This window comes from Aliivibrio sp. SR45-2, from assembly GCF_963890165.1.
Taxonomy (GTDB): Bacteria; Pseudomonadota; Gammaproteobacteria; order Enterobacterales; family Vibrionaceae; genus Aliivibrio; species Aliivibrio salmonicida.
The window spans coordinates 1-24,256 of record NZ_CAWPRC010000164.1 but is presented as its reverse complement, the minus strand read 5'-3'; the positions used below and the strand labels follow the sequence as shown (position 1 = coordinate 24,256).

The window sequence follows — 24,256 nt, the reverse complement described above, 5'->3', positions numbered from 1 at the left end:
GTAAATCTTAAACGCTAAATGATGCACCACAACCACAAGTTGTCGTTGCATTAGGGTTATTAATGAAAAAACGAGAGCCTTCTAGGCCTTCAGTATAATCAACAATGCCACCAATTAAGTATTGTAAGCTCATTGGATCAACAACAAGTGTTACACCATCATTTACAAGGGTCATATCGCCTTCATTTACTTCTTCATCAAAAGTAAATCCGTATTGGAAACCGCTACAACCACCACCTGTAATATAAACACGCAGTTTTAGATTTGGATTTTCTTCTTCTGCAATTAACGTTTTAACTTTTGCTGCTGCAACATCAGAAAACGTTAACGGCACAGATACATCACTCATTTAAACCTCTCAAGATTGGTTTCCAATTCTATTTTAATTCTGATTATCTAATACCTGACTGTTTCATTCAAGTATTCAATACAAACATCCTCTTCAACCGCGCTAAGTCAATGCTCACACAACACGATTATTTACTTATTAGATGGGGATTAATACGATCAACTCAAGCATTCTAATTCAATTTAGGTACAATAACGTCCAACTGGTCCACTTGATTACTATGAGGATATAAGTAATGACCAAATCAGCAGAATTATTCGCAAAAGCGCAAGAGAAAATCCCTGGTGGTGTAAACTCACCCGTTCGTGCTTTTGCTGGCGTTGGTGGTTCACCAATTTTTATTGAGCGTGCCGATGGCCCATTAATTTTTGATGCCGATGGTAAAGCTTATATTGATTATGTAGGTTCTTGGGGTCCAATGATCCTTGGTCACAATCATGCTGCGATCCGTGAAGCGGTTATCTCTGCGGCACAACGCGGACTGAGTTTCGGGGCTCCAACTGAAACTGAAATTAACATGGCTGAATTAGTATCAGAATTAGTTCCATCGATGGAACAAGTTCGCATGGTAAGTTCTGGTACTGAAGCAACGATGAGTGCGATTCGCCTTGCTCGTGGCTACACTGGTCGTGACAAAATCATGAAGTTTGAAGGTTGCTATCACGGCCATGCTGATAGTTTGCTTGTAAAAGCGGGTTCAGGCGCATTAACTCTTGGCCAACCAAGCTCTCCAGGCGTTCCTGCTGATTTTGCTAAATATACATTAACAGCCACCTTTAATAATTTAGATTCTGTTCGTGAACTTTTTGCTGCAAATAAAGGCGAGATTTCTTGTATTATCGTGGAACCTGTTGCTGGCAACATGAATTGCATTCCGCCAGTTGAAGGGTTTCATGAAGGTCTTCGTGAAATTTGTGATGCTGAAGGCGCTCTATTAATTTTTGATGAAGTGATGACGGGTTTCCGTGTTGCTGAAAATTGTGCTCAAGGCTATTACAACATTAAGCCTGACTTAACTTGTTTAGGTAAAGTTATCGGTGGCGGCATGCCTGTAGGCGCATTTGGTGGCCGCAAAGATATAATGCAATACATTGCACCTACGGGTCCGGTATATCAAGCAGGTACGCTTTCTGGCAACCCCGTTGCGATGGCAGCAGGTTTTGCTTGCTTGAAAGTTCTTACTGAAGAAGGCAATGAAAAAAGACTTGCCACAACAACAAAACAACTTGCTTTAGGCTTTAAAGAATTAGCAAATAAACACGGGATCCCGATGGTTGTTAACTATGTTGGTGGAATGTTTGGCTTCTTCTTTACAGACCAAGAGACAATCACAACTTACGAAGATGTGACTAAATGTGATATCGAACGATTCAAACGTTTCTTTAATCTAATGTTAGCACACGGTGTTTACCTTGCCCCTTCTGCATTTGAAGCTGGCTTTACTTCTTTAGCACACGGTCCAAAAGAAATCGAAGCAACATTAGAAGCCGCTGATCGTTGTTTTGCTAAAATAGCGGCCGAATCAAAATAAATGTAATCAATTAACCGATAAATGGTCTTCTTAATCAAAGAAGACCATTTTTATTGCCAAAAATAAATGACTAGTACTCCTAGCCCAATAATAATTAACGGCAATATTGGTATTTTTCTTTTTTTATTACTACTGCACGTATCTTTACCACAACAGCCCATCGTTACTCTCCATTATTCTTGCTAAGATTAACAAGTATCTATATAACTTACATTCATCATTTATAAATCGCTACCGCATCATAAGGGAATAATGTGTCTCATTTCAATAAACTAAATTCTAGTCATTGGGTTTTAGTCGCCGCTTTACTTGTTGCAAGTTATGCGTGCTTTCTATTAATAGAACCCTATTTAAGCCCAATCATTCTTGCCTTTATTATGTCTCTCTTATTTGCACCTTTACATAATAAAATTAGCGAAAAACTGCCAAAAAGCCCAAATAGTGCGGCTATTTTATCTTGTACCGCGTTAACTTTTATTATCGCTATTCCCCTCTTTTTTGTCTTTGTTGCCATTGTTCAGCAAGGGGCTACTTTTTCTAAAGACGCTTATCATTGGGTAACCGAAGGTGGCATTCAAACTTTATTTCAACACCCTATTGTCTCTCAAATATTGGCTTTTATTAATAAACACTTGCCTTTTGATGCCATAGATCCAAATGAAATCACACAAAAAGTAGCGCAATTAGCCTCTCAAGTTGGAACTAAAGTTGTCGGTGTTAGTGCTCAGATCCTTGGCGATGCCACGAATGTCTTAGTAAATTTCTTCTTAATGCTATTTGTTCTGTTCTTCCTACTACGCGATCAAGATAAAATAATCTCGGCATTTCGTCATGTACTTCCTCTTTCTAGAAGCCAAGAAGACCGTTTACTTGATGAAATTGAAGAAGTATCAAAATCCGCTATTCTTGGTTCGTTTTTGACCGCAATAGCACAAGGTCTTGCTGGAGGCTTTGCCATGTGGCTAGCTGGCTTCCCAGGTTTATTCTGGGGAACGATGATGGGATTTGCCTCATTTATTCCAGTCGTAGGAACCGCACTTATTTGGATTCCGGCAACCATTTATTTACTGCTAACCAATCAATGGGAATGGGCGATTTTCTTAACCGCTTGGGGCGTACTTGTTGTTGGTTCAATTGATAACATTGTGCGACCACTATTAATGCAAGGAAATTCAGGAATGAACACTCTGCTTATTTTCTTCTCACTACTAGGCGGCATTCATTTATATGGTTTAATCGGTTTAATCTATGGCCCATTGATTTTCGCACTGACTTTGGTTCTATTTAATATGTACGAAACTGAATTCAAAGGCTTCTTAGACCAGCAAGATAAGAACTAACACCCTCAAAGCAACTACATTAAGGCTGTATTACCTAACTAAGGTTAAACAGCCTCTTACTTTTCTTTTCCTTCCCCTTCCTTTGTGGGACAATCTCGCCAGTTTTTGTATTCTTTCGAGGCCATTATGTCTTACTCTGCTCCAAGTCAAATAACTCAGCGTCAACTTGCCTATTTTGAAGGTAAACACGTACTCATTGCTGGTGAGCTTAATGATGATTTCCCTCTTGAGCTAGATAAGCATTGTGCTTCTACATCTATCTTTACGACCAATTATGGTTACTACAAACAATTTTCAGAAAACCCAAAAATTAACTGTTATTTCGGAACCGAATTAATAGAAGAAAGCCATGCAGATATGGTTTTACTGTATTGGCCAAAAGCAAAAGCTGAAGCTGAGTACTTACTCACTATGCTATTAGCCAAACTAGGAAAAGACACCGAGATCATCGTTGTTGGTGAAAACCGCAGCGGAGTAAAAAGCGTAGAGAAAATGTTCGCGAATTTTGGACCAATGAACAAACTGGATTCAGCTCGACGTTGCAGCTTTTATTGGGGTCAATGTACAGAAGCGGCGCCAAATTTTAACTTACAAGATTGGTTTAAAGAATATCAAGTTCAATTTAAAGAACACACGATTGAAGTAAGAAGCTTACCTGGTGTATTTAGCCATGGTGAATTTGATAAAGGTTCAGAGTTACTGCTTCAAACTCTGCCAAGTTTACGTGGTCATGTTTTAGATTTTGGTTGTGGTGCTGGCGTGTTAGGTTCTGTAATGAAAACCATTAATCCGAAAATCCATTTAGATATGGTTGATATTAGTGCGCTCGCAATTGCTTCTTCCATTGAGACATTAAAAGCCAATGGATTAGAAGGGAATGTATTTGCAAGTGACGTATATTCTGACACGAAACAAAACTACCAATTTATCGTCAGCAATCCACCTTTTCATGCAGGGCTAAAAACACATTATTCTTCAACCGAAGAGTTGCTTCAAAAAGCACCGCAAAATTTAACTCATAGCGGTCAAGTGATTTTTGTCGCTAATAGCTTTCTACAATATCCACCAATTGTTGAAAAAGTATTTGGTCATTGCAACACATTAGCAAAGAATAATAAATTCAGAATTTATTCCGCACAAAAGTAATTATTGTATACAGCCGCACTTTGAGACTCTGTTGCTTGATTTTTAACGTGATTTACGTATAAGAGGCAGCAGAGTTCCTCGTTATTAATAAACTTCATATTTTCATTGATACGTCAATCGTGTCAATTTCGCTGAACGGATAACAGTGCATATTAGGCCTTCAAATGGATAAAAAACAACACTTTAAACGTCTTCAAAATACGTTAATGATTGCATTTCTTGTTTTAAGTATTACTCCTCTTTCTGTTATTGCTATATTTTTTCTACACTCACATAGCCAAGATCTCGCAACTCAAAGTACCGCGCATCTTGTTTCATTAAGAGACAATAAAGAGCAGCAAGTAAGTAACTACTTCAAAGCTCGTAAATCAGAAGTACTTGGCTTTGCTCGTTCCGAGTTAGCCAATGCTAGTGGTGGGCGTTTCTATGGTTTAATTAGTGCCTTCCCTCGCCTTGGTAATACGATTGAAGATGCGAGGAGCAATGCTCAAATTCGATACATTGGCGGCTCTGGTAATAAAATACGAACCAGTATTCTTCCTGAATCCGATTCTTATATTGGTAGTGAGCGCTATCGTTTACTTCATAAACGATACCACTGGGCATACCTTGAACTATTAAAGCGATCTGATTTCACTGACATTCTTTTAGTCGATATCGATGGTAATGTCGTTTATTCCCAGAAAAAAGAAGATAACTACGGTACTAATTTAATTACGGGAAAATACCACGACACACCACTTGGAAAAACCTACAGTAAAATTCGGTCTATGATGGAAAAACCAGAAAATAAAGACGATATTCCTGTCGTATTTTCTGACTTTTCTATTATGAATGGAGAAAATGTCTCTTGGTTTGCTGCACCAATTGTACAGCAAGGTTATTTGCACAGCTTTGTCTTGTTTAAACTGCCAAACAACGGTCTAAGCCTGCTATTAAAAAATGGACAACAAGATTCATCATCGATAAAAAGCTATCTTGTTGGTGATAATTCTCTTTCTTTAATTAGTGGTATCAGTACCGATAAAAATACATCTGAAAATATTATTCAAGCATTAAGCGGGAAAACTGACGTAGGCAGTTTTACTGATAAGAACAACAATAGCGTGCTTTCTGCTTTTACCGTGGTTCACATTGACGACAAAGTATGGGGGCTCTCTGTTGAATTACCAGAAAAAGAAGCCTTCTCTCGTATCAAACAATTAGAACAAATTTTTGTTATCGCGATGATATTAGCCATTGTGTGTGTTGTTATTGCTTCCCATTTCTTATCAAATTCAATTACTGCACCTTTATTGAGGTTAACGTGGGTAGCAGAGAGACTCTCGGCAGGCGATCTCGATCAAAAAATGATCAGCACCGATCGAAAAGATGAAATAGGACGATTAGCTGTCAGCTTTGCACGTATGCAGCGATCTATTCGTGAAAAAATTCAATTAATCAAAGCTCAAAATGAAGAATTAGAAACAAATCTTTCTATTATTCAACATAAAAACCAAGAATTAGAAGCGGCTGATAAACTCAAAGATGAATTTCTAGCCACCACATCTCATGAATTAAGAACACCATTACACGGTATGGTCGGTATTGCTGAAGCCCTTTATACTGGTGCTAATGGTCCAATCTCCGCTTCTCATCGTCATCAATTAGAAATTATAATTAATAGTGGCCAGCGCCTAACCAACTTAGTGAATGATCTTTTGGATTACCACAAAATGCGTCACGGCAATCTGGATATAAATCGCCACGTTGCCGACTTATCATCGGCAACAAGTTTGGTTTTAGAGCTATCGCATCATTTACTGGGCAACAAACCAATAAGAATAATCAATCAAGTAGATAAGTCTTTACCTTCTGTCTATGCTGATGAACAACGATTAGAACAAGTACTTTATAATTTAATCGGTAATGCGATTAAATACACTTCAGAAGGAAAGATTGTTATTTCAGCAAGTGTTGTCGATCAATTCTTACGAGTTCAAGTTGTCGATACTGGTCATGGTATTCCTGCTGATGAATTAGAGCATATTTTTGAACCCTTAATTCAAGCAGGGCATGATTCTAATCGCTATCGCCAAGGATCAGGGCTTGGTTTGTCAATCAGTCGCCAATTAATAGAATTAATGGGTGGATCGCTGTACGTAAGCAGCCAACCAATGGTTGGCGCGACCTTTAGCTTTACTTTACCTTTAGCGTCTAAAGATCAAATTCAACAACATAAATCCCTAACAAAAGAAGATATTGCTCATTATCAAACACCAGAAAAACTAGAATATAATTTAGACGATTTAGATGAAACTCAACCAGAAAATCCGAATGGTCCTTTACTTCTTGTTGCTGATGATGAGCCCGTTAATTTACAAGTGTTAAGTAGTTTCTTAAAACTGGAAGGCTATCGCGTAAAAACGGCCAATGATGGCCCTGAGACATTAAAACAATTAGAAGAAGAAACGCCTGAATTAGTGCTACTAGATGTCATGATGCCAGGAATGAGTGGATATGAAGTATGCCAGGAGGTCAGAAAGCAATATAGCCACTCTCAACTGCCTATTATCATGCTCACGGCTTTAAACCAAACTCAAGATAGAGTGAGAGGTTTTGAATCAGGTGCTAATGACTATTTGAGTAAACCATTTAATAAACAAGAGCTGGCGGCAAGGATAAAAGCACATTTACAAGCAAGCCAAGCAGAAATAAGGCTAACAGAGAATGATCGCTTACAGCAAGAGATCCGACATAGAGAAAAAGTAGAAGCCAGTTTATTAGAAACACAAACTCATATCTTAGGGCAACTAAACCATGCCCAAGAAGCCATTATTTGTGCTAAATCTGACGGTAAAATTCAATATGTAAACCATGCAGCAGCAAAACTTTTCTTACGTACAGAAGAGCAATTATCACGATATTCAATTGATGAATTAATAGCTAAACGCAGCTTAATTGAAGGTGATAAACATTATAGAGGTAATATCGATGTCTATATTGATGGTTCTATTGAACAAATTAATGCTGACTTAGTACACCTACCTCCCGCATCAGGCTTATCTCTAATGCTTATTGTTAGTCATAAAAATGAAGCCAGTGAGCAGCGTATATATGATTTAGAAAGCGCGGTAGAGGCGTTGTCCGCGTTTGCTTTCGAAGGAGATAAGCAAAAGCTTAACTCTTTGTCTTCTATTGGTGGTGACATTGCACAATTGGCAATTAAAGCGAATGAAAATAAAGAAGATAAAGGAACAATTATGCGAGAGCTCATTGTTGATGGCATGATATCTGCCCTATCATATTGGGAAGAATCTACTGGGCATTCAAAATTTACACTCGCAGAAGAAAGTGGATTATGGCGCGTATATCTTGATAGAAGCACATTGCAAACTCGCACGCTAGATAAGTATTTACGAGTTGAGTCTCTCCCTAAAACACCACGTTGGCGAACGGTAGTCAGTACATTGGAATATATTCTAGAACATTGTAACGAACACAACCAAGACAGAGAGAAGCTCATAAGAATAAAAGATAAGCTTCAAATTCTTATTTCATCAAATTAATCATCGCAAATCTCCGACTAAAAGCCTGCAATATATTGCAGGCTTTTTTATACCTACACAATTTTCCTCAGCGAATTAAGATAAAAACTCACGACTTAAAAAGATAAAATTACGCTAAAAAATCGACAAATAAGTTGTAAATAATATATTTGTCATAAGAATGAGAAGCCACTCACAACAAACATGCGGTGATAATTTTAGCGGTGAAATTAATGACAGAGATCACACGTGATACTTATCACTATCTCTCCGATGAAGACACAAAGCCATTTAAATAAACGCCTAAAAAGTAAGTAACCACCAACCATTCGTTTTATAGAACGATGTAAACAAGAGGCTGGTCACATTAGGCTAATTGTGCAAAATTCACTCGTAAAAAACAAAAATGACGTTTTTGACGTGAGAAAAGCTGATTTTGCCGTTTTTAACGGTAATCTCAATTGACGTTTTAGTCAGAAAACGTTTTTCTATACATGCCCAAGGCATACAGACCACTCAACAACCATTTAGGATGTTCTGGAAAAATTGGTATTTGAGGTATGCCTTAATGTGTATTTAGCAAATTGTTAAATATGTATAATCGTGAAACTAAAGCAAAGAGTAAGGAACAGCTATGCTTGCCAATATTAAAAAAACTACATTAGCTGCTGCAGTATTAGCAGCAACAACTGGTTTTGCTGCTACAGATGCAGCAGCTCGCAGTGAGCTAACAATAGTACCTGATTTCTACCCTACAATGATTCAAAACTTTAACCCATACCTTGCCACTAACCTTCGTACAACAACTGATTTTGTTTACGAGCCATTAGTTATCTTTAATGAAATGCATGGTAATGAACCTGTAATGCGTCTTGCAGAAGACTTCCGTATGTCAGACGACCTAATGAGTGTTACTTTTGACATTCGTAAAGGCGTTAAATGGTCTGATGGCGAAAAATTTACTGCTGATGATGTTATCTACTCTTATCAACTACTGAAGGACAAGCCAGAACTTGACCAACGTGGTATCAATAAGTGGGTTACTAAAGTTGAACGTTTGAATGAATACCAAGTTAAATTCACTTTGTCTGAAGCTAACTCAAACGTACCTTACGAAATTTCATTAGTTCCAGTTGTTGCTGAGCACATTTGGTCAAAAGTTGAAAACCCAACAACGTTTACTAATGAAAATCCAGTCGGTACTGGTCCGTTCACTGAAATCGATACATTTACACCTCAACTTTACATTCAGTGTCGTAACCCTAACTACTGGGATAATGCGAACCTAGATGTTGATTGTTTACGTGTTCCTCAAATTGCGAATAATGACCAGCTACTTGGTAAAATCGTAAACTCTGAGCTAGATTGGACTTCATCGTTCATTCCTGACATCGACCGTACTTACGCATCAGCAAGTCCAAATCACCAATACTGGTACCCGCCATCAGGTACTCAAGCGTTGATGGTTAACTTCAAAAACCCAGATGCAGCTAAAAACGAAGCGTTAACAAACGTTGAATTCCGTCGCGCTATGGGTATGGCTCTTGACCGTCAAACTATCATCGACATCGCATTCTACGGTGGCGGTACAGTGAATGATTTCGCATCAGGTCTTGGTTATGCATTTGAAGCATGGTCTGACGAAACAATTCATAATAAATACAAAAAATTCAACACATACAACGTTGAAGGTGCGAAGAAGCAATTAGCTGACGCTGGATTTAAAGATGTAAATGGCGATGGCTATGTTGATACGCCATCAGGTAAACCATTTGAGCTTCTAATCCAATCACCAAATGGCTGGACTGATTTTAATAACACAGTACAACTTGCGGTTGAACAACTAGATGAAGTTGGCATTAAAACAAAAGCTCGTACTCCTGAGTTTGCGGTTTATAACCAAGCGATGCTAGAAGGCACATATGATGTAGCTTTCACTAACTACTTCCACGGTGCCGATCCACACCTTTACTGGAACAGTGCATACAACTCAGCACTACAAGAAGGCGATGGTATGCCTCGTTTCGCAATGCACTACTTTAAAGATGCGAAACTAGATGCACTACTTGATAGCTTCTACAAAACAGCAGACAAAGAAGAGCAAATTGAAATCGCTCATGGTATTCAGAAGATCATCGCTGAAAACCAAGTAACACTACCAATCTTGTCTGGTGCTTACATGTACCAATACAACACACAACGCTTCACTGGCTGGTGGAACGAGAAGAATCCTAAGGGCCGTCCAAACATCTGGGCTGGTATTCCTGAACGTCTTCTACATGTTCTTGACCTAAAGCCTGTTAAGTAATATGTAACAACTTTTGCGGTGCATCTCTTGTGCACCGCCTATTCCCCCTTCCCTATTAGCTAAAGGATTGGCGCTCGTCGTCAGGGGATTTTGCGTCCTGATTTCCAGGTCAGGCAAATAATATCTGGATGAGTAAGGTGTGAATTATGGGATTTTTTCTAAGACGTTTATCGTTCTATTTTATTGCGTTGGTCGTTGCTGCAACGATTAACTTTATTATACCGCGAGCAATGCCAGGTGACCCAGTTACCATGATGTTCGCGAATGCGACTACTCAGGTAACTCCTGAGCGTATCGAAGCTATGAAACAACTACTTGGTTTTGTTGATGGGCCTCTTTATCAGCAATACTTTATCTATATTAAAAATATCCTAACTTGGGAATTAGGTACTTCAATTAAATTCTACCCTCTAAGTGTAAATACACTATTAGGTGGCGCATTTGGTTGGTCTCTTTTCTTGGCGGGTACTGCGGTTGTTCTATCTTTCTCTCTAGGATCTATATTAGGTATTTTTGCGGCTTGGAAACGAGGCAGCGCTTATGACACATTTATCTCTCCTGGGATGTTGGTTATCCAAGCGGTACCACAAGTAGTTATTGCGATGCTTGCCATGTTTACTTTTGCCGTGGGATTAAAGTGGTTCCCCACAGGTTATGCATATACACCAGGTAATATTCCCGACTGGACTAGCTGGGCATTTATTAAAGATGTCGCTTACCACGCTATTCTTCCTTTGTTGTGTGCATCAATAGTTCAAATTGGTGGCTTCCTGATAAACATGCGTAACAACATGATTAATCTGCTTGGTGAAGACTACATCACCATGGCAAAAGGCAAGGGATTGAGTGAAAACAGAGTGGTATTTAACTACGCAGCTCGTAACGCAATGCTACCAAGCGTTACTGCTTTATCAATGTCTTTAGGTATGGCTATTGGCGGTCAACTTATTGTTGAAATCATTTTTAACTACCCGGGTCTTGGCTCTGTATTATTCAACGCCATTAATTCTCGTGATTACCAAGTACTTCAAGGTCAGCTATTAATCATGACTCTGTTTATGCTGTTCTTTAACCTTCTTGCAGACATGTTATACGTTGTTCTAGACCCTCGCTTACGCAAGGGAGGAAAATAATAATGAAAAACTTAATTAAACTTCTTACTGGTAACTCTAAGTCACTGTTTGGTTTAGGTATCTTATTTACGTTTATCTTCGTCGCTGTATTTGCTCCATTTTTAAGTGACCACGCACCAGATAAACGAACAGGTAATCCACATGAATACCCAAGCTTTGTTGTCAATGCGGCTGAAAACAATCCTGATGGATGGGTTTCAGAAAATTTAGCCACTGACCGTCGTTCTTTATTAATGTCTAAAAAAGCAGATCACGTAATGGGAACAACACGTATGGGACGTGATGTTTGGTCTCAACTTGCTCATGGCGCTCGTGTATCACTGGCGGTTGGTTTTGGTGCTGGTTTAGTGGTGTGTTTCTTAGCAACCGTAATTGGTATCTCTGCGGGTTATTTCGGCGGAAAAGTCGATGATATCTTAACCGCAGCAATGAACATCATGCTAGTTATTCCACAATATCCATTACTGTTCGTTCTTGCTGCATTCATCGGTGAGGCGGGCCCCGTAACCATTACTTTGATTATTGGGTGTACGTCCTGGGCATGGGGCGCACGTGTTATTCGAGCTCAAACCTTATCAATACGTGAAAAAGAATTTGTTAGAGCGGCAGAGGTTTTAGGTGAATCTTCATTGCGCATCATTTTTGTTGAAATTCTTCCAAACCTTATTTCAATTGTAGGCGCAAGTTTCATTGGTTCAGTAATGTACGCCATCATGATGGAAGCAACCATTTCATTCTTAGGTCTTGGTGACCCAAGTACCATTAGCTGGGGCATCATGTTGTACAACGTACAAACATCATCATCTATCCTAATTGGCGCATGGTGGGAGCTGATTGCACCTTGTATGGCTCTGACACTTCTCGCTGTCGGTCTTGCAATGCTTAACTTCGCCGTTGATGAAATCGCTAACCCACAACTTCGTTCTCACAAAGGAATGAAACGTTGGAAAAAACTAGCCGCTCAAGATACAAACGAGCGTAAACCAGACCTAGGTAAACCAGTATTAAATTGGAACAGGGAAGATTGATATGACTGACCCGCAAATTTCTATCCGCAATCTGTGTGTGGATTACATTACTGAATCAGGTGATGTACGTGCTGTAAACAATGTGAGTTTTGACATTGGTAAAGGTGAAGTCTTTGGTTTAGCAGGTGAATCTGGTTGTGGAAAATCAACTATTGCATTCTCTTTAATGCGCTTGCATAAGCCACCAGCATTTATCACCGGTGGTGAAGTAATATTCGATGGCCGTGATATTTTAAAATACAGCGATAAACAAATGCAGGCATTCCGTTGGAGTGAAATGTCCATGGTATTCCAAAGTGCCATGAACGCATTGAACCCTGTATTAACAATCGAAGAGCAATTTTGTGACGTAATTATGCGCCACACAACGATGACTCGTGCACAAGCGATTGTTCGTGCTCAAGGTTTGTTAGAAATTGTTGATATTCACCCAAACCGTTTAACGGATTACCCTCACCAGTTTTCTGGTGGTATGCGTCAACGTTTGGTGATTGCTATTGCATTAGCACTTAATCCTAAAATGATCATCATGGACGAACCAACAACCGCACTTGATGTTGTCGTTCAACGTGAAATTCTACAGAAAATTTACGCGCTTAAAGAAGAGTTTGGTTTTTCTATTCTATTCATTACGCACGATCTATCGTTAATGGTTGAGTTTTCAGATCGCATTGGGATCATGTACTCAGGTGAGTTAATTGAAGTTGCCTCTTCAAAAGAGATCTTAACCTCACCTTATCACCCATATACGAAAGGGTTGGGGAGTTCATTTCCACCACTAACGGGGCCAAAAACTAAGTTAACAGGTATCCCAGGAAACCCATTAAATTTACTTGAGATCCCACAAGGCTGCCGCTTCCAATCACGTTGTGACCGCGTACACGATACATGTCGTTCAGTACCGACACAATTACGTCAGATTGAAATTGGCCACTTATCTAATTGTCATCTATACGGTGAACCAATTAGACAAGCAAAAGCATAATAACGGATTATCTGGAGTAAATTATGAGCAAACCACTTGGCAAACTATTAGTTGAAGGTAAAAATCTAGTAAAAGATTTCCCTATCAGCAGTAACGCACTCAAACAACCAATGATGCGTGCAATTAATGACGTATCTTTCAAAATGTACAAAAGCCGTGGCTTATCTGTTGTTGGTGAATCTGGATCAGGTAAATCTACAACAGCAAAAATGATAGCAAAAATGTATGCGCCAACAGACGGTCTTATCGAGTATAAAGGTCGCGACATCCAGGATATCGTCAAGAAAAACGATCTGATGGCTTATCGTGAAGGCGTACAAATGGTATGGCAAGACCCATTTGGATCTCTAAACCCTACCCATAACATCTTTCACCATATTGCTCGACCACTGCTTATCCATAAGAAAGTAGACCCTAGAAACAAACAAGAGTTACAAGAACGCGTTTTCGATCTTTTAGATCAGGTCGGCCTAAATCCACCAAAAGAAACATCAGAAAAATACCCACATCAACTTTCTGGTGGTCAACGTCAACGTGTGAATTTAGCTCGTAATATTGCAGTAGGTGCTGAAGTTGTTCTGGCTGATGAACCAACATCAATGCTTGATGTATCTATCCGTGCAGGTGTACTTAACCTGATGGAAGAAATGAAGTTTGAGAAAGAAATGTCTCTACTTTATATCACTCACGATATCGCGACAGCACGTTACATCGCGGAAGATCTCGCGGTAATGTACGTTGGGCATATGGTTGAATGGGGCGATACCGATGAGATCATCCATGATCCACAACACCCATATACACAATTGTTAGTTTCTGCTGTACCTGATCCAAGCAAGTCGATTCATACCAAACTGAAAGGAAATAAAGGGGAAATTCCTCTTTGGACTCCAGAATCAGTAGGTTGTCCTTTTGCTGGGCGTTGTACTCATGTAACTGAAAAATGTAAAGAACGTATGCCTGGCGTAACAAAACTGTCAGACAACCATTTTGTTCGTTGTTACTTGTTCGAAAATTAATTTCACACAAGTTAACCTCAAACAGCAGTAATTGGTATTTTGGAGAAATAGATGCAACTGTTAACAAACCACATTGGATATGAACATAATGGACCTAAATCAGCCGTATTATTAACTGATTCACCTCTTAATAAAGAGTTATTAGGCAACCTTATTTGTACTCAAACACAACAGGTAAAACATCAGTTTTCTATTTCTTCATCACTCCAAATTGCTAAATGGCATCAAGGGTATTTTGCAGAGATTGATTTCTCAGACTTTAATCAACAAGGTGAGTTTATTCTCACGATTAATGACAGTAAATCACACCCTTTTACCATTGGTACCCATTTACTAATGAAAAACACGTTTTCTGATGTTTTACATTATTTTAAGTCTCAACGTTGTAGTGGTATTTTTGATAAACAAGATAAAAAAGCCCCTATCATCAATAGCAAAGAAACCATTGATGTTCATGGTGGTTGGTATGACGCATCGGGTGATGTCAGTAAGTATTTAAGCCACTTATCTTACGCTAATTATTTAAACCCTCAGCAAATTCCAATGGTTGTATGGAATATGCTTAAAGGCTTAGAGTTAACTCAAAACCTATCGGATTTTGCTGCATTCTCTCGCACTCGTCTTACGGAAGAGGCGTTATTTGGTGCTGACTTCTTAGTTCGTATGCAAAGTCCGGAAGGTTTCTTCTATATGACGGTTTTTGATAAATGGAGTAAAGATATAACTCAACGAGATATCTGTGCTTATTCAACTCAAAATGGTCATAAGTCTGATGATTATCAAGCTGGTTTTCGTCAAGGTGGTGGTATATCCATTGCAGCTCTTGCGGCGGCTTCTCGTTTAAGTACTGAAGGTGAATTTACTCACGACGAGTATTTAAGCGCAGCAGTTAAAGGCTATTGGCACTTAAAAGAAAACAATCTCAATTACTTGAATAACGGTGAAGAAAATATTATTGATGAATATTGCGCCCTTCTTGCTGTTATCGAACTGTTCAAAACAACCCAAAATAACGCTTTCTTAATTGAAGCTCGTGTGTGGGCTGAAAGATTATCTGCTCGCCAACTAAGTGATGAAAATCAAAATAATTTCTGGTCTGCAACTAAAAATGGAGAGCGTCCTTATTACCATGCGGCTGAAGCGGGGCTTCCTGCAATTGCGCTTTCTCAATACCTCGATATTGAAACGGATAATAGTCGCCGAGCAAACACTCAACTGACAATAACTCAAGCCGCTCAATTTGAACTGACAATAACATCAGAAGTCAGTAACCCTTTTGGCTATCCTCGCCAATATGTAAAACCAGTAAATGATAATAAACGCAGTTCTTTTTTTGTCGCCCACGACAATGAATCGGGCTATTGGTGGCAAGGTGAAAATGCACGTTTAGGTTCTTTGGCAAGCATGAGTTACTTAGCTCTCCCTTATATCACCTCTAAAAATACGGTACAAAAACTCGAATGCTTTGCTCAACAAAATTTAAATTGGGTATTAGGTTTAAATCCTTATGACATGTGCATGTTAGATGGTCATGGACATAACAATCCAGATTACCTTCCTCATCTTGGGTTCTTTAATGCTAAAGGTGGTGTATGTAACGGGATTACTAGTGGATTTGAAGATGAAGACGATATTGCGTTTAATCCAGTCCCACACGCTGATGACATGTTACAAAACTGGCGTTGGGGAGAGCAATGGATCCCTCACGGTGCATGGTACCTACTGGCGATTTTATCTCAATATTCTTATCAATCAATGCAGGTAAATAATAATGACTGATCTGTATGTAGGTATTGATGGTGGCGGTACATCTTGTCGTGCTCGAATTCGCAATAAACAAGGCGAATTACTTGGTGAAGCTAAGAGTGGCAGTGCGAATATCTTACTTGGTATCAATGTCGCGATGGATTCAATTATCACCGCAATTACTCAAGCATCGTCACAACATCAACTAACAGAACTCGACTTTACACGTATGCATGTTGGTCTTGCTCTCGCGGGTGCAGAACAAAAATCGGCATGGTATGCATTCATGGAATTAGAACACCCGTTTGCATCTATGGTGTTAAATACTGATGCATATGGTGCCTGTCTCGGTGCTCATAATGGCGATAATGGTGCAATAATGATCGCAGGAACAGGGTCTTGTGGGATTTATATTAATGATGGAAAACAACATATTGTCGGCGGAAGAGAATTCCCTATCTCAGACCAAGGTGGAGGGGCAATTATGGGATTACGTTTAATTCAAAATACCCTTTTAGCTTATGATGGTATAAAACCTACGACAACTCTAACCGATCATGTTATTCATCATTTCAACCATGATATCGACAGTATCGTTGACTGGTCTAAACGCGCTCGACCATGTGATTATGGCCAATTCTCTCCTGAGATTTTCTCTTTCGCACTACAAGGCGATACGTTAGCGATTGACCTGTTAAAACAAACAGCAACTGACATCGAGATGTATTTAACGGCATTACATAATAAAGGCGCAACAAGAATTGCATTAATGGGAAGTATTGGGGAACGCATTGTTGAATGGCTATCGCCTTCTATTCGCCAATATTTAGTACAACCACAATTTGATGCTATTGAAGGTGGCATCATGATGGCAGGAAAAGCAGAACATAACCTGTTCTAGCATTATATTAAGGAAAATATGATGGATTATCGTGTAGATCTTGCTGTTTTGTCTGAAAAAGACAACCTAAGTCGTTTTGGTTTAACATTACATAATTTAAGTGATGTAGATCTTCATCATTGGCAACTTCATTTCACCATTGATCGCTTCATCGCACCAAACAGCAACACACAAGGAAAACTTGAGCAAGTCGGTAGTTTCTGCAAATTAACTCCCGAAGAGAAACAAGTACTAAAAGCAAACAACCATTATTATATCGAATTTACGATTGCAACGGCCCCGTTCCGCTTTATTTCTGATGGACTTGATGATGCGAGTATTTTTATTACTCAAGATGATAAAAACTATTTTTTAGATGTTTCTATTTCTCCTATCGTTTTAGCATCACCTTACTCAGAGAGAACTCAAATACCAAAAGTCGCTTCGGCTGAATTATCATTAATACCAAAACCGGAATCGGTTCAACGTCTTGATGGGCAATTTGTTTTAAGCAATAAAACGTCATTAGAAATTCAGACGCATCTAGCCAATGGTGCCTCACAATGGCTTATTGAGGAGCTCGCAGCAATAACATCTCAAGAGTTAGCCATCAAAAATACCGGTAATATTGTTTTTATGTCTAATCCAACATTGGATAAAGGCGCATACCAACTTACCGTTACAGAAAGTACCGTACAAATTAAAGCTGGCTCAAACGAAGGTTTTTCTCATGGGTGTGCCACCTTATTGCAGCTAGTAAGTGAGCAAAATCAAACAATTCCATGTGTAAAAATAATCGACCAACCTCGCTTTCATTACCGCGGAATGATGCTCGATTGTGCAAGACACTTCCACCCTCTTGAAAGAGTTAAACGACTTATCAATCAGTTAGCCCAGTATAAATTTAATGTTTTCCACTGGCACCTAACGGATGACGAAGGTTGGCGTGTTGAAATTAAAGCATTTCCAGAATTAACTAACATCGGCGCATGGCGCGGCCCTGAAGAAACTCTAGAACCTCAATATACCCACGTAGCAAAAAAACACGGCGGATTTTACTCACAAGAAGAAATCAAAGAGGTCATCGCTTATGCCGACATGCGTGGTATCACCGTTATTCCTGAAATTGATATTCCGGGACACTGCCGTGCAGCAATCAAAGCATTACCTCATTTATTGGTTGATAAAGACGATCATTCAAACTACCGCAGTATTCAGCATTACACCGATAATGTGTTGTCTCCTGCGATTGAAGGTACTTACACCTTTATTGATACTGTACTTGAAGAAATTGCGGCGTTATTTCCAGCCCCTTACATTCACATAGGTGCAGATGAAGTACCTAAAGGTGTCTGGACTGATAGCCAAAAATGCCAAGCATTAATGAAAGAACAAGGCTATAGCGACCCAGTTGAACTACAAGGTCATTTATTACGTCATGCTGAAAATAAACTCAAACAACTTGGTAAGCAGATGTTGGGTTGGGAAGAAGCTCAACATGGAAACAAAGTAAGTAAAGATACCGTTATCTACTCTTGGTTAAGTGAAGAAGCAGCACTTAACTGTGCTAAACAAGGCTTTGATGTCGTCCTTCAGCCAGGCCAAACTACTTACCTAGATATGGCACAAGATTATGCACCTGAAGAACCGGGGGTCGATTGGGCTAACGTGCTACCTCTTGAAGATGCATATAACTATGAACCATTAGCAGAGCTTGCTGATAACGACCCTATTCGTAAACGAATTCTTGGTATTCAATGCGCGCTTTGGTGTGAAATCATCAATAACCAAGAACGCATGGATTACATGATTTTCCCACGCCTTTTAGCGATGTCTGAAGGTATGTGGACACAAAAACAACACAGAAACTGGACAGACTTTTTATCAAGGTTAAATGGACGATTACCAACCCTAACACGTCAGGGTATTAATTTCCGTCAACCATAAGTCACCCATTTATTAGTATTTTAGTTAAGGATAAAACAATGAAATACGGCTTTTTTGATAACGACAATCGCGAATATGTAATTACACGCCCTGACGTACCAGCTCCATGGACGAATTATTTAGGCACAGAAAAATTCTGTACCGTTATTTCTCATAATGCTGGCGGTTACTCTTTCTATAATTCTCCAGAGTACAATCGTGTTACTAAATTCCGTCCAAACGGTACTTTTGACCGTCCAGGGCACTATGTATACCTTCGTGATGATGAAACGGGTGATTACTGGTCAATCTCATGGCAGCCAGTAGCAAAAAGCTTAGATGAAGCAAGCTACGAAGTTCGCCACGGCCTTTCTTACTCTAAATTCAAATGTGATTACAACGGCATTGAAGCAACCAAAACCTTATTTGTTCCAAAAGGTGAAGATGCCGAAGTATGGGATGTGGTAATTAAGAATACCAGCGATAAGCCTCGTGTTATCTCTGCATTCTCTTTTGTTGAATTCTCATTCAGCCATATTCAATCAGATAACCAAAACCATCAAATGTCCTTGTATTCAGCTGGCACTTCTTATACTGAAGGTGTAATTGAATGTGATCTTTACTACAACACCAATGATTTTGAAGGTTTCTATTATTTAGCATCAACCTTTGATCCTGATTCATACGACGGCCAACGTGACACTTTCTTAGGGGCATATCGTGATGAAGCTAATCCAATCGCCGTTGAAAAAGGTCAGTGTTCTAACTCTGCACAAACCTGTTACAACCATTGTGGCTCACTTCATAAACAATTCACCATTCAACCAGGTGAAGAAGTTCGCTTTGCTTACGTACTTGGCCTAGGTAAAGGCAATGGCGATCGTCTACGTAAAAAATACCAAGATGTCGCAAATGTTGATGCTGCATTCCAAGAGATCAAAGATCATTGGAGCGAGCGTTGTGAAAAATTCCAAGTTAAATCACCAAACGAAGGTTTGGATACGATGATCAACACTTGGACACTGTATCAAGCAGAAACCTGTGTCGTGTGGTCACGTTTTGCTTCATTCATTGAAGTCGGTGGACGTACAGGCCTTGGCTACCGTGATACTGCTCAAGATGCGATCTCTGTTCCTCACTCTAATCCTGAAATGACACGTAAACGTATTGTCGATTTACTACGCGGCCAAGTGAAAGCGGGTTACGGTCTACACTTATTTGATCCTGATTGGTTTGATCCTGAAAAAGCAGACGTTGTTCCATCAAAATCACCTACGGTTGTTCCAACCCCATCGGATGACGATAAGATCCACGGTATTGAAGATACGTGTTCAGATGACCATTTATGGATCGTTCCAACTATCATCAAATATGTAATGGAAACCGGTGAACACTCTTTCTTCGATGAAGTGATCCCATACGCTGATGGCGGTAACGCTACGGTTTATGAACACATGAAAGCAGCGTTAGATTTCTCAGCAGAATATGTTGGCCGTACTGGCATTTGTAAAGGTTTACGAGCAGATTGGAATGATTGTCTAAACCTTGGTGGTGGTGAATCATCAATGGTTTCATTCTTACATTTCTGGGCATTAGAAGAGTTCTTAGATTTAGCTAAATTCCGAAATAATGATGCCGATGTGGCTAAATACTCTGAAATGGCAGCGAACGTACGCGAAGCGTGTGAAACTCACCTTTGGGATGAAGAAGGTGGTTGGTACATTCGTGGCCTAACTAAAGATGGCGACAAAATTGGTACTGCACAACAAACTGAAGGTCGAGTTCATCTTGAGTCAAATACGCTAGCTGTTTTATCTGGCGCGGTATCTCAAGAACGTGGCGAAAAAGCAATGGATGCAGTTGATGAGAACTTATTCTCTGAATACGGCTTACACCTAAATTCACCATCATTCTCAACACCAAATGATGACATCGGTTTTGTTACTCGAGTTTACCAAGGCGTAAAAGAGAATGGCGCAATCTTCTCCCATCCAAACCCATGGGCTTGGGTCGCTGAAGCAAAATTAGGTCGTGGCGACCGTGCTATGAAATTTTACGATGCACTGAATCCATATAACCAAAATGACATGATTGAAAAGCGTGTGGCTGAACCGTATTCATATGTACAGTTTATCATGGGTAAAGATCACCAAGATCATGGCCGTGCTAACCACCCTTGGTTAACGGGTACTTCTGGCTGGGCTTACTTCGCTGTGACTAACTTTATTCTTGGTGTGCGTGTTGGGTTTGAAGGCTTAACGGTTGATCCTTGTATCCCAACAGATTGGCCTGAATTCTCAGTAACGCGTCAATGGCGTGGTGCGACTTACAATATTCAAGTTAAAAATCCGAACTCTGTAAGTAAAGGCGTTCAATCTATCACGATTAATGGCGAAGAAGTTAACGGTGCTGTTCCAGTTCAAGCGGAAGGCAGTGTTAATGACGTTATCGTTATTATGGGTTAGTTCGTTTAATTAACGACCTAATGTAAAGACAAAAGTAAGGAGCTTTATAGCAAGCTCCTTACTCTAAAAGGAATTTACAATGATTCAATTTGGTACTGGCGGATGGCGCGCTTTTATTGGTGAAGAGTTCACTAAAGATAATGTACGTCTTGTCGCTCAAGCGTTATCTAATATTATGATTAATGAACAAGCTCAAGAAAAAGGCTTTGTCATTGGCTATGACCGTCGCTTCCTTTCAGATAAAGCAGGTAAATGGTTTGCTGAAGTAATCGCAGCAAACGGTATTAAAGTAAGCTTTATTGACCGATTCGTCCCAACCCCGATTGTTATGTACCAAGCGAAAGAGATGGGATGTATTTACTCAGCTTGTATCACTGCCTCTCATAATCCAGCCGATTACAATGGCATAAAAGTGTTTATTGAAGGAGGCCGAGATGCAGATGAAATTATTACTCAAAAAATTGAACAACAAGTCGCTCACCTAACGCAACAAGATGTAAGCAGTGTTGATTTTGAAGCCGCGTTAAATGACGGTTGTATCGAAATCATCAATCCAATGAATGCCTTTGTTGATTCTATCATCGATAAAATTGACATGGATTCAATTAAAAAAGCCAACTTGCGTGTGTTAATCGACCCAATGTTTGGGGTTGCAAAAAATGCCTTACAAACAGTATTAATCAGTGCTCGCTGTGATGTTGATGTTATCAACGATGGTGAAAACCCGTCGTTTGGCGGTTTAATGCCATCACCAAATGCAGCTACGCTATATCGCTTAAAGCACTTAGTTGCTCATGATGGCTATGATATAGGTATCGGTACTGATGGTGATGCCGACCGCTTAGGTATCATTGATGAAAAAGGTCACTTTATTCACCCAAATGAAGTGTTATTACTGCTTTATTATTATCTTCTTGAGTACAAAGGCTGGAAAGGCTCTGTCGTACGTAATATCGCAACCACACACTTACTAGACAAAGTTGCAGCAGATCATGGTGAAAAGAGCTTTGAGGTTCCTGTAGGCTTTAAGCATATTAGTTCACAAATGGAAGCGGATGATTCTTTACTTGGTGGTGAAAGTTCGGGTGGTTTAACTATTCGTGGCCACATTAAAGGTAAAGATGGCGTATTCGCTTCAAGCTTATTAGTTGAAATGATCAGTGTTACTGGTAAAAAACTGTCTGAAATGCTTGATGAAATTTATGCTAAATATGGTTATGCCTATACTGCCGAAGGCGACTGTACTTTTAAACCAAGCGAAAAAGAAGCACTGTACAATAAAATTTATATTGAACAACAATTACCAGAATTTGAATATGAAATAGAAAAAGTCAGCTATGAAGATGGCGCGAAGGTCTATTTTAAAAATGGCGGCTGGGTAATTGCTCGCTTCTCAGGAACAGAACCCCTACTACGAATTTTTGCTGAAATGGAAGATCAACTAACAGCAGAAAAAATATTGAATGAAATGAAAGCTTTCCTTTCTCTTTAGTTTCTAATGTATTTTGAATAAAAATACATTTCTAAAGACTTAACCCAGCTAATTCTTGAGTCGATTAGCTGGGTTCTTTTTGTTTTAAATACTTAGTTGTTCTCTTGAAGAAATACAATTGGGCAATGAGGTTTAATATCAATTCTCACTTTCTCACCATTAGATAAAGAATCATTAGACACACCAATTAATTGCGTCCCATCATCTTCAATTACGTATCGACAAGTATCCCCCATAAACTGCAATTCTTTAACAATAGCAGTACCTTTTGAATCACGATACAACGTAATATTTTGCGGACGAAGTAATACATCTGCTTTTTTATTCGTATCTTCAGTACTACGACCACAAGAAATCAAACCTACGGCACTATCAATATTTCCATCTTGTTGAATCGTTCCTGATACATACGATCCACCACCTAAAAAGTCAGCGACAAAACGACTGTTTGGTGAATAATATAAATCATTAGCACTACCGAATTGCTCAATCACACCGTGATTCATTACTGCTAACTTATCAGAAAAAGCAAATGCCTCTTCACGACTATGAGTCACAAAAATAGCGGTTACGCCCTGAGCTTTAAAAATACGGCGGATCTCTTTAATTAAATCATGTCGAACTTGAGTGTCGATATTAGAAAAGGGTTCATCCAATAATAGAAGATCCGGTTCGCTGGCTAACGCTCTTGCAATTGCAACACGTTGCTGCTGACCGCCAGATAATTGATGTGGGTAACGATCACCAAACCCGCTTAAATGAACAAGGTTAAGCATAGATTCTACTTTATCTGCCGCCCGCACCTTCTCCCAATCCTTTAATCCAAAGCCAATATTTTCGCTTACGGTAAGATGTGGAAATAGTGCATAGTCTTGGAAGATCATCCCAATATTACGTTGCTCTGGTGGCAACCACGTCTTGTTGTTTGTGATGACTTTTCCATTAAGGTTAATTTCACCTTCCGACAAGGGTAAAAGACCAGCAATAGCTTTTAATAATGTCGTCTTACCGCAACCACTAGCACCAAGCAAACAAACAATTTCACCGGATTCAACCGTTAATGATAACTGAGTTAGGATATTCTGATCATGGTAACTACAAGTTAAATTAGATATAGATAGTGCAGAGTTCATTAATGATGTCGCTCCAAAGAACGGTTAACAATGATCAATGGGATCAATCCAACCAAAACCAATAATACCGCAGGCATCGCTGCAATTTCTAATTGCTCATCAGAAGCAAAATTAAATACATATGTTGCCAAAGTCTCAAAGTTAAATGGGCGCAGCAATAGTGCAGCATTCAACTCTTTCATGGTTTCAATAAAGACCAATAAGCCAGCGATTAAACAACCACGACGAATTAATGGGAAATGAACTCG

The 24,256-nt window shown here is 39.3% G+C and carries 16 protein-coding genes and 1 pseudogene; 14 read left to right on the top strand and 3 right to left on the bottom strand.

All coding sequences use genetic code 11. The features are described 5' to 3' along the window. Window positions 1-7 precede the first annotated feature (7 nt). The gene (gene erpA, locus AACV33_RS14040; protein WP_012551041.1) at window positions 8-349 is read right to left on the bottom strand and encodes an iron-sulfur cluster insertion protein ErpA; all 342 of its coding nucleotides are present in this window, start codon (window positions 347-349) and stop codon (window positions 8-10) included. A 235-nt stretch (window positions 350-584) separates the two neighbouring features. On the opposite strand from erpA, the gene hemL reads away from it, so the two are divergent. The 14 genes from hemL (at window position 585) to AACV33_RS13970 (ending at window position 22,875) form a co-directional block, all read left to right on the top strand. Then, window positions 585-1,880: a glutamate-1-semialdehyde 2,1-aminomutase gene (gene hemL, locus AACV33_RS14035; RefSeq protein WP_017021788.1), complete on the top strand. Its 1,296-nt coding sequence runs from the start codon at window positions 585-587 to the stop codon at window positions 1,878-1,880. Window positions 1,881-2,134: 254 nt separating this feature from the next. After that, complete coding sequence (locus AACV33_RS14030) at window positions 2,135-3,220, top strand: AI-2E family transporter (protein ID WP_017021787.1); 1,086 nt, start codon at window positions 2,135-2,137, stop codon at window positions 3,218-3,220. A 126-nt stretch (window positions 3,221-3,346) separates the two neighbouring features. Further along, on the top strand, window positions 3,347-4,366 hold the full coding sequence (rsmC, locus tag AACV33_RS14025) for a 16S rRNA (guanine(1207)-N(2))-methyltransferase RsmC (protein WP_182700336.1): 1,020 nt from the start codon (window positions 3,347-3,349) through the stop codon (window positions 4,364-4,366). Between the two features lie 164 nt (window positions 4,367-4,530). Beyond that, window positions 4,531-7,914 carry a response regulator gene (locus AACV33_RS14020; RefSeq protein ID WP_017021785.1) on the top strand — a complete coding sequence of 1,128 codons (3,384 nt, stop codon included), beginning with the start codon at window positions 4,531-4,533 and terminating at the stop codon, window positions 7,912-7,914. A 613-nt stretch (window positions 7,915-8,527) separates the two neighbouring features. Then, window positions 8,528-10,201 carry an ABC transporter substrate-binding protein gene (locus AACV33_RS14015; protein ID WP_017021784.1) on the top strand — a complete coding sequence of 558 codons (1,674 nt, stop codon included), beginning with the start codon at window positions 8,528-8,530 and terminating at the stop codon, window positions 10,199-10,201. 146 nt (window positions 10,202-10,347) lie between these two features. After that, entirely contained in the window at window positions 10,348-11,334 is a 987-nt protein-coding gene (locus AACV33_RS14010; protein ID WP_012551046.1) for an ABC transporter permease, read from the top strand. 2 nt (window positions 11,335-11,336) lie between these two features. Then, window positions 11,337-12,362: an ABC transporter permease gene (locus tag AACV33_RS14005; RefSeq protein WP_017021783.1), complete on the top strand. Its 1,026-nt coding sequence runs from the start codon at window positions 11,337-11,339 to the stop codon at window positions 12,360-12,362. A 1-nt stretch (window position 12,363) separates the two neighbouring features. Next, entirely contained in the window at window positions 12,364-13,347 is a 984-nt protein-coding gene (locus AACV33_RS14000; protein ID WP_017021782.1) for an ABC transporter ATP-binding protein, read from the top strand. A 23-nt stretch (window positions 13,348-13,370) separates the two neighbouring features. Next, a complete protein-coding gene (locus tag AACV33_RS13995) occupies window positions 13,371-14,366 on the top strand; it encodes an ABC transporter ATP-binding protein (protein ID WP_023604539.1) in 996 nt (331 codons plus the stop codon). A 51-nt stretch (window positions 14,367-14,417) separates the two neighbouring features. After that, window positions 14,418-16,145, top strand: coding sequence for a glycoside hydrolase family 9 protein (locus tag AACV33_RS13990; protein ID WP_182700335.1), 1,728 nt, complete (start codon window positions 14,418-14,420; stop codon window positions 16,143-16,145). Continuing rightward, window positions 16,138-17,013 carry an N-acetylglucosamine kinase gene (locus tag AACV33_RS13985; RefSeq protein WP_017021779.1) on the top strand — a complete coding sequence of 292 codons (876 nt, stop codon included), beginning with the start codon at window positions 16,138-16,140 and terminating at the stop codon, window positions 17,011-17,013. The genes AACV33_RS13990 and AACV33_RS13985 overlap by 8 nt, the downstream gene beginning before the upstream one ends. Window positions 17,014-17,034: 21 nt before the next feature. After that, the gene (locus tag AACV33_RS13980) at window positions 17,035-18,939 is read left to right on the top strand and encodes a beta-N-acetylhexosaminidase (RefSeq protein ID WP_065612246.1); all 1,905 of its coding nucleotides are present in this window, start codon (window positions 17,035-17,037) and stop codon (window positions 18,937-18,939) included. Window positions 18,940-18,977: 38 nt separating this feature from the next. Next, entirely contained in the window at window positions 18,978-21,383 is a 2,406-nt protein-coding gene (locus AACV33_RS13975; RefSeq protein WP_065612247.1) for a GH36-type glycosyl hydrolase domain-containing protein, read from the top strand. 79 nt (window positions 21,384-21,462) lie between these two features. Further along, a complete protein-coding gene (locus AACV33_RS13970; RefSeq protein WP_017021776.1) occupies window positions 21,463-22,875 on the top strand; it encodes a phosphoglucomutase/phosphomannomutase family protein in 1,413 nt (470 codons plus the stop codon). 92 nt (window positions 22,876-22,967) lie between these two features. Here the strand turns inward: AACV33_RS13970 and AACV33_RS13965 are convergent, their stop codons facing one another. Then, window positions 22,968-24,008 (bottom strand): ABC transporter ATP-binding protein, encoded by a 1,041-nt coding sequence (locus tag AACV33_RS13965; RefSeq protein ID WP_065612248.1) that lies wholly within the window; start codon window positions 24,006-24,008, stop codon window positions 22,968-22,970. After that, window positions 24,008-24,256, bottom strand: a pseudogene (locus AACV33_RS13960) (iron ABC transporter permease); the annotation flags it as partial. The pseudogene AACV33_RS13960 and the gene AACV33_RS13965, both read right to left, overlap by 1 nt.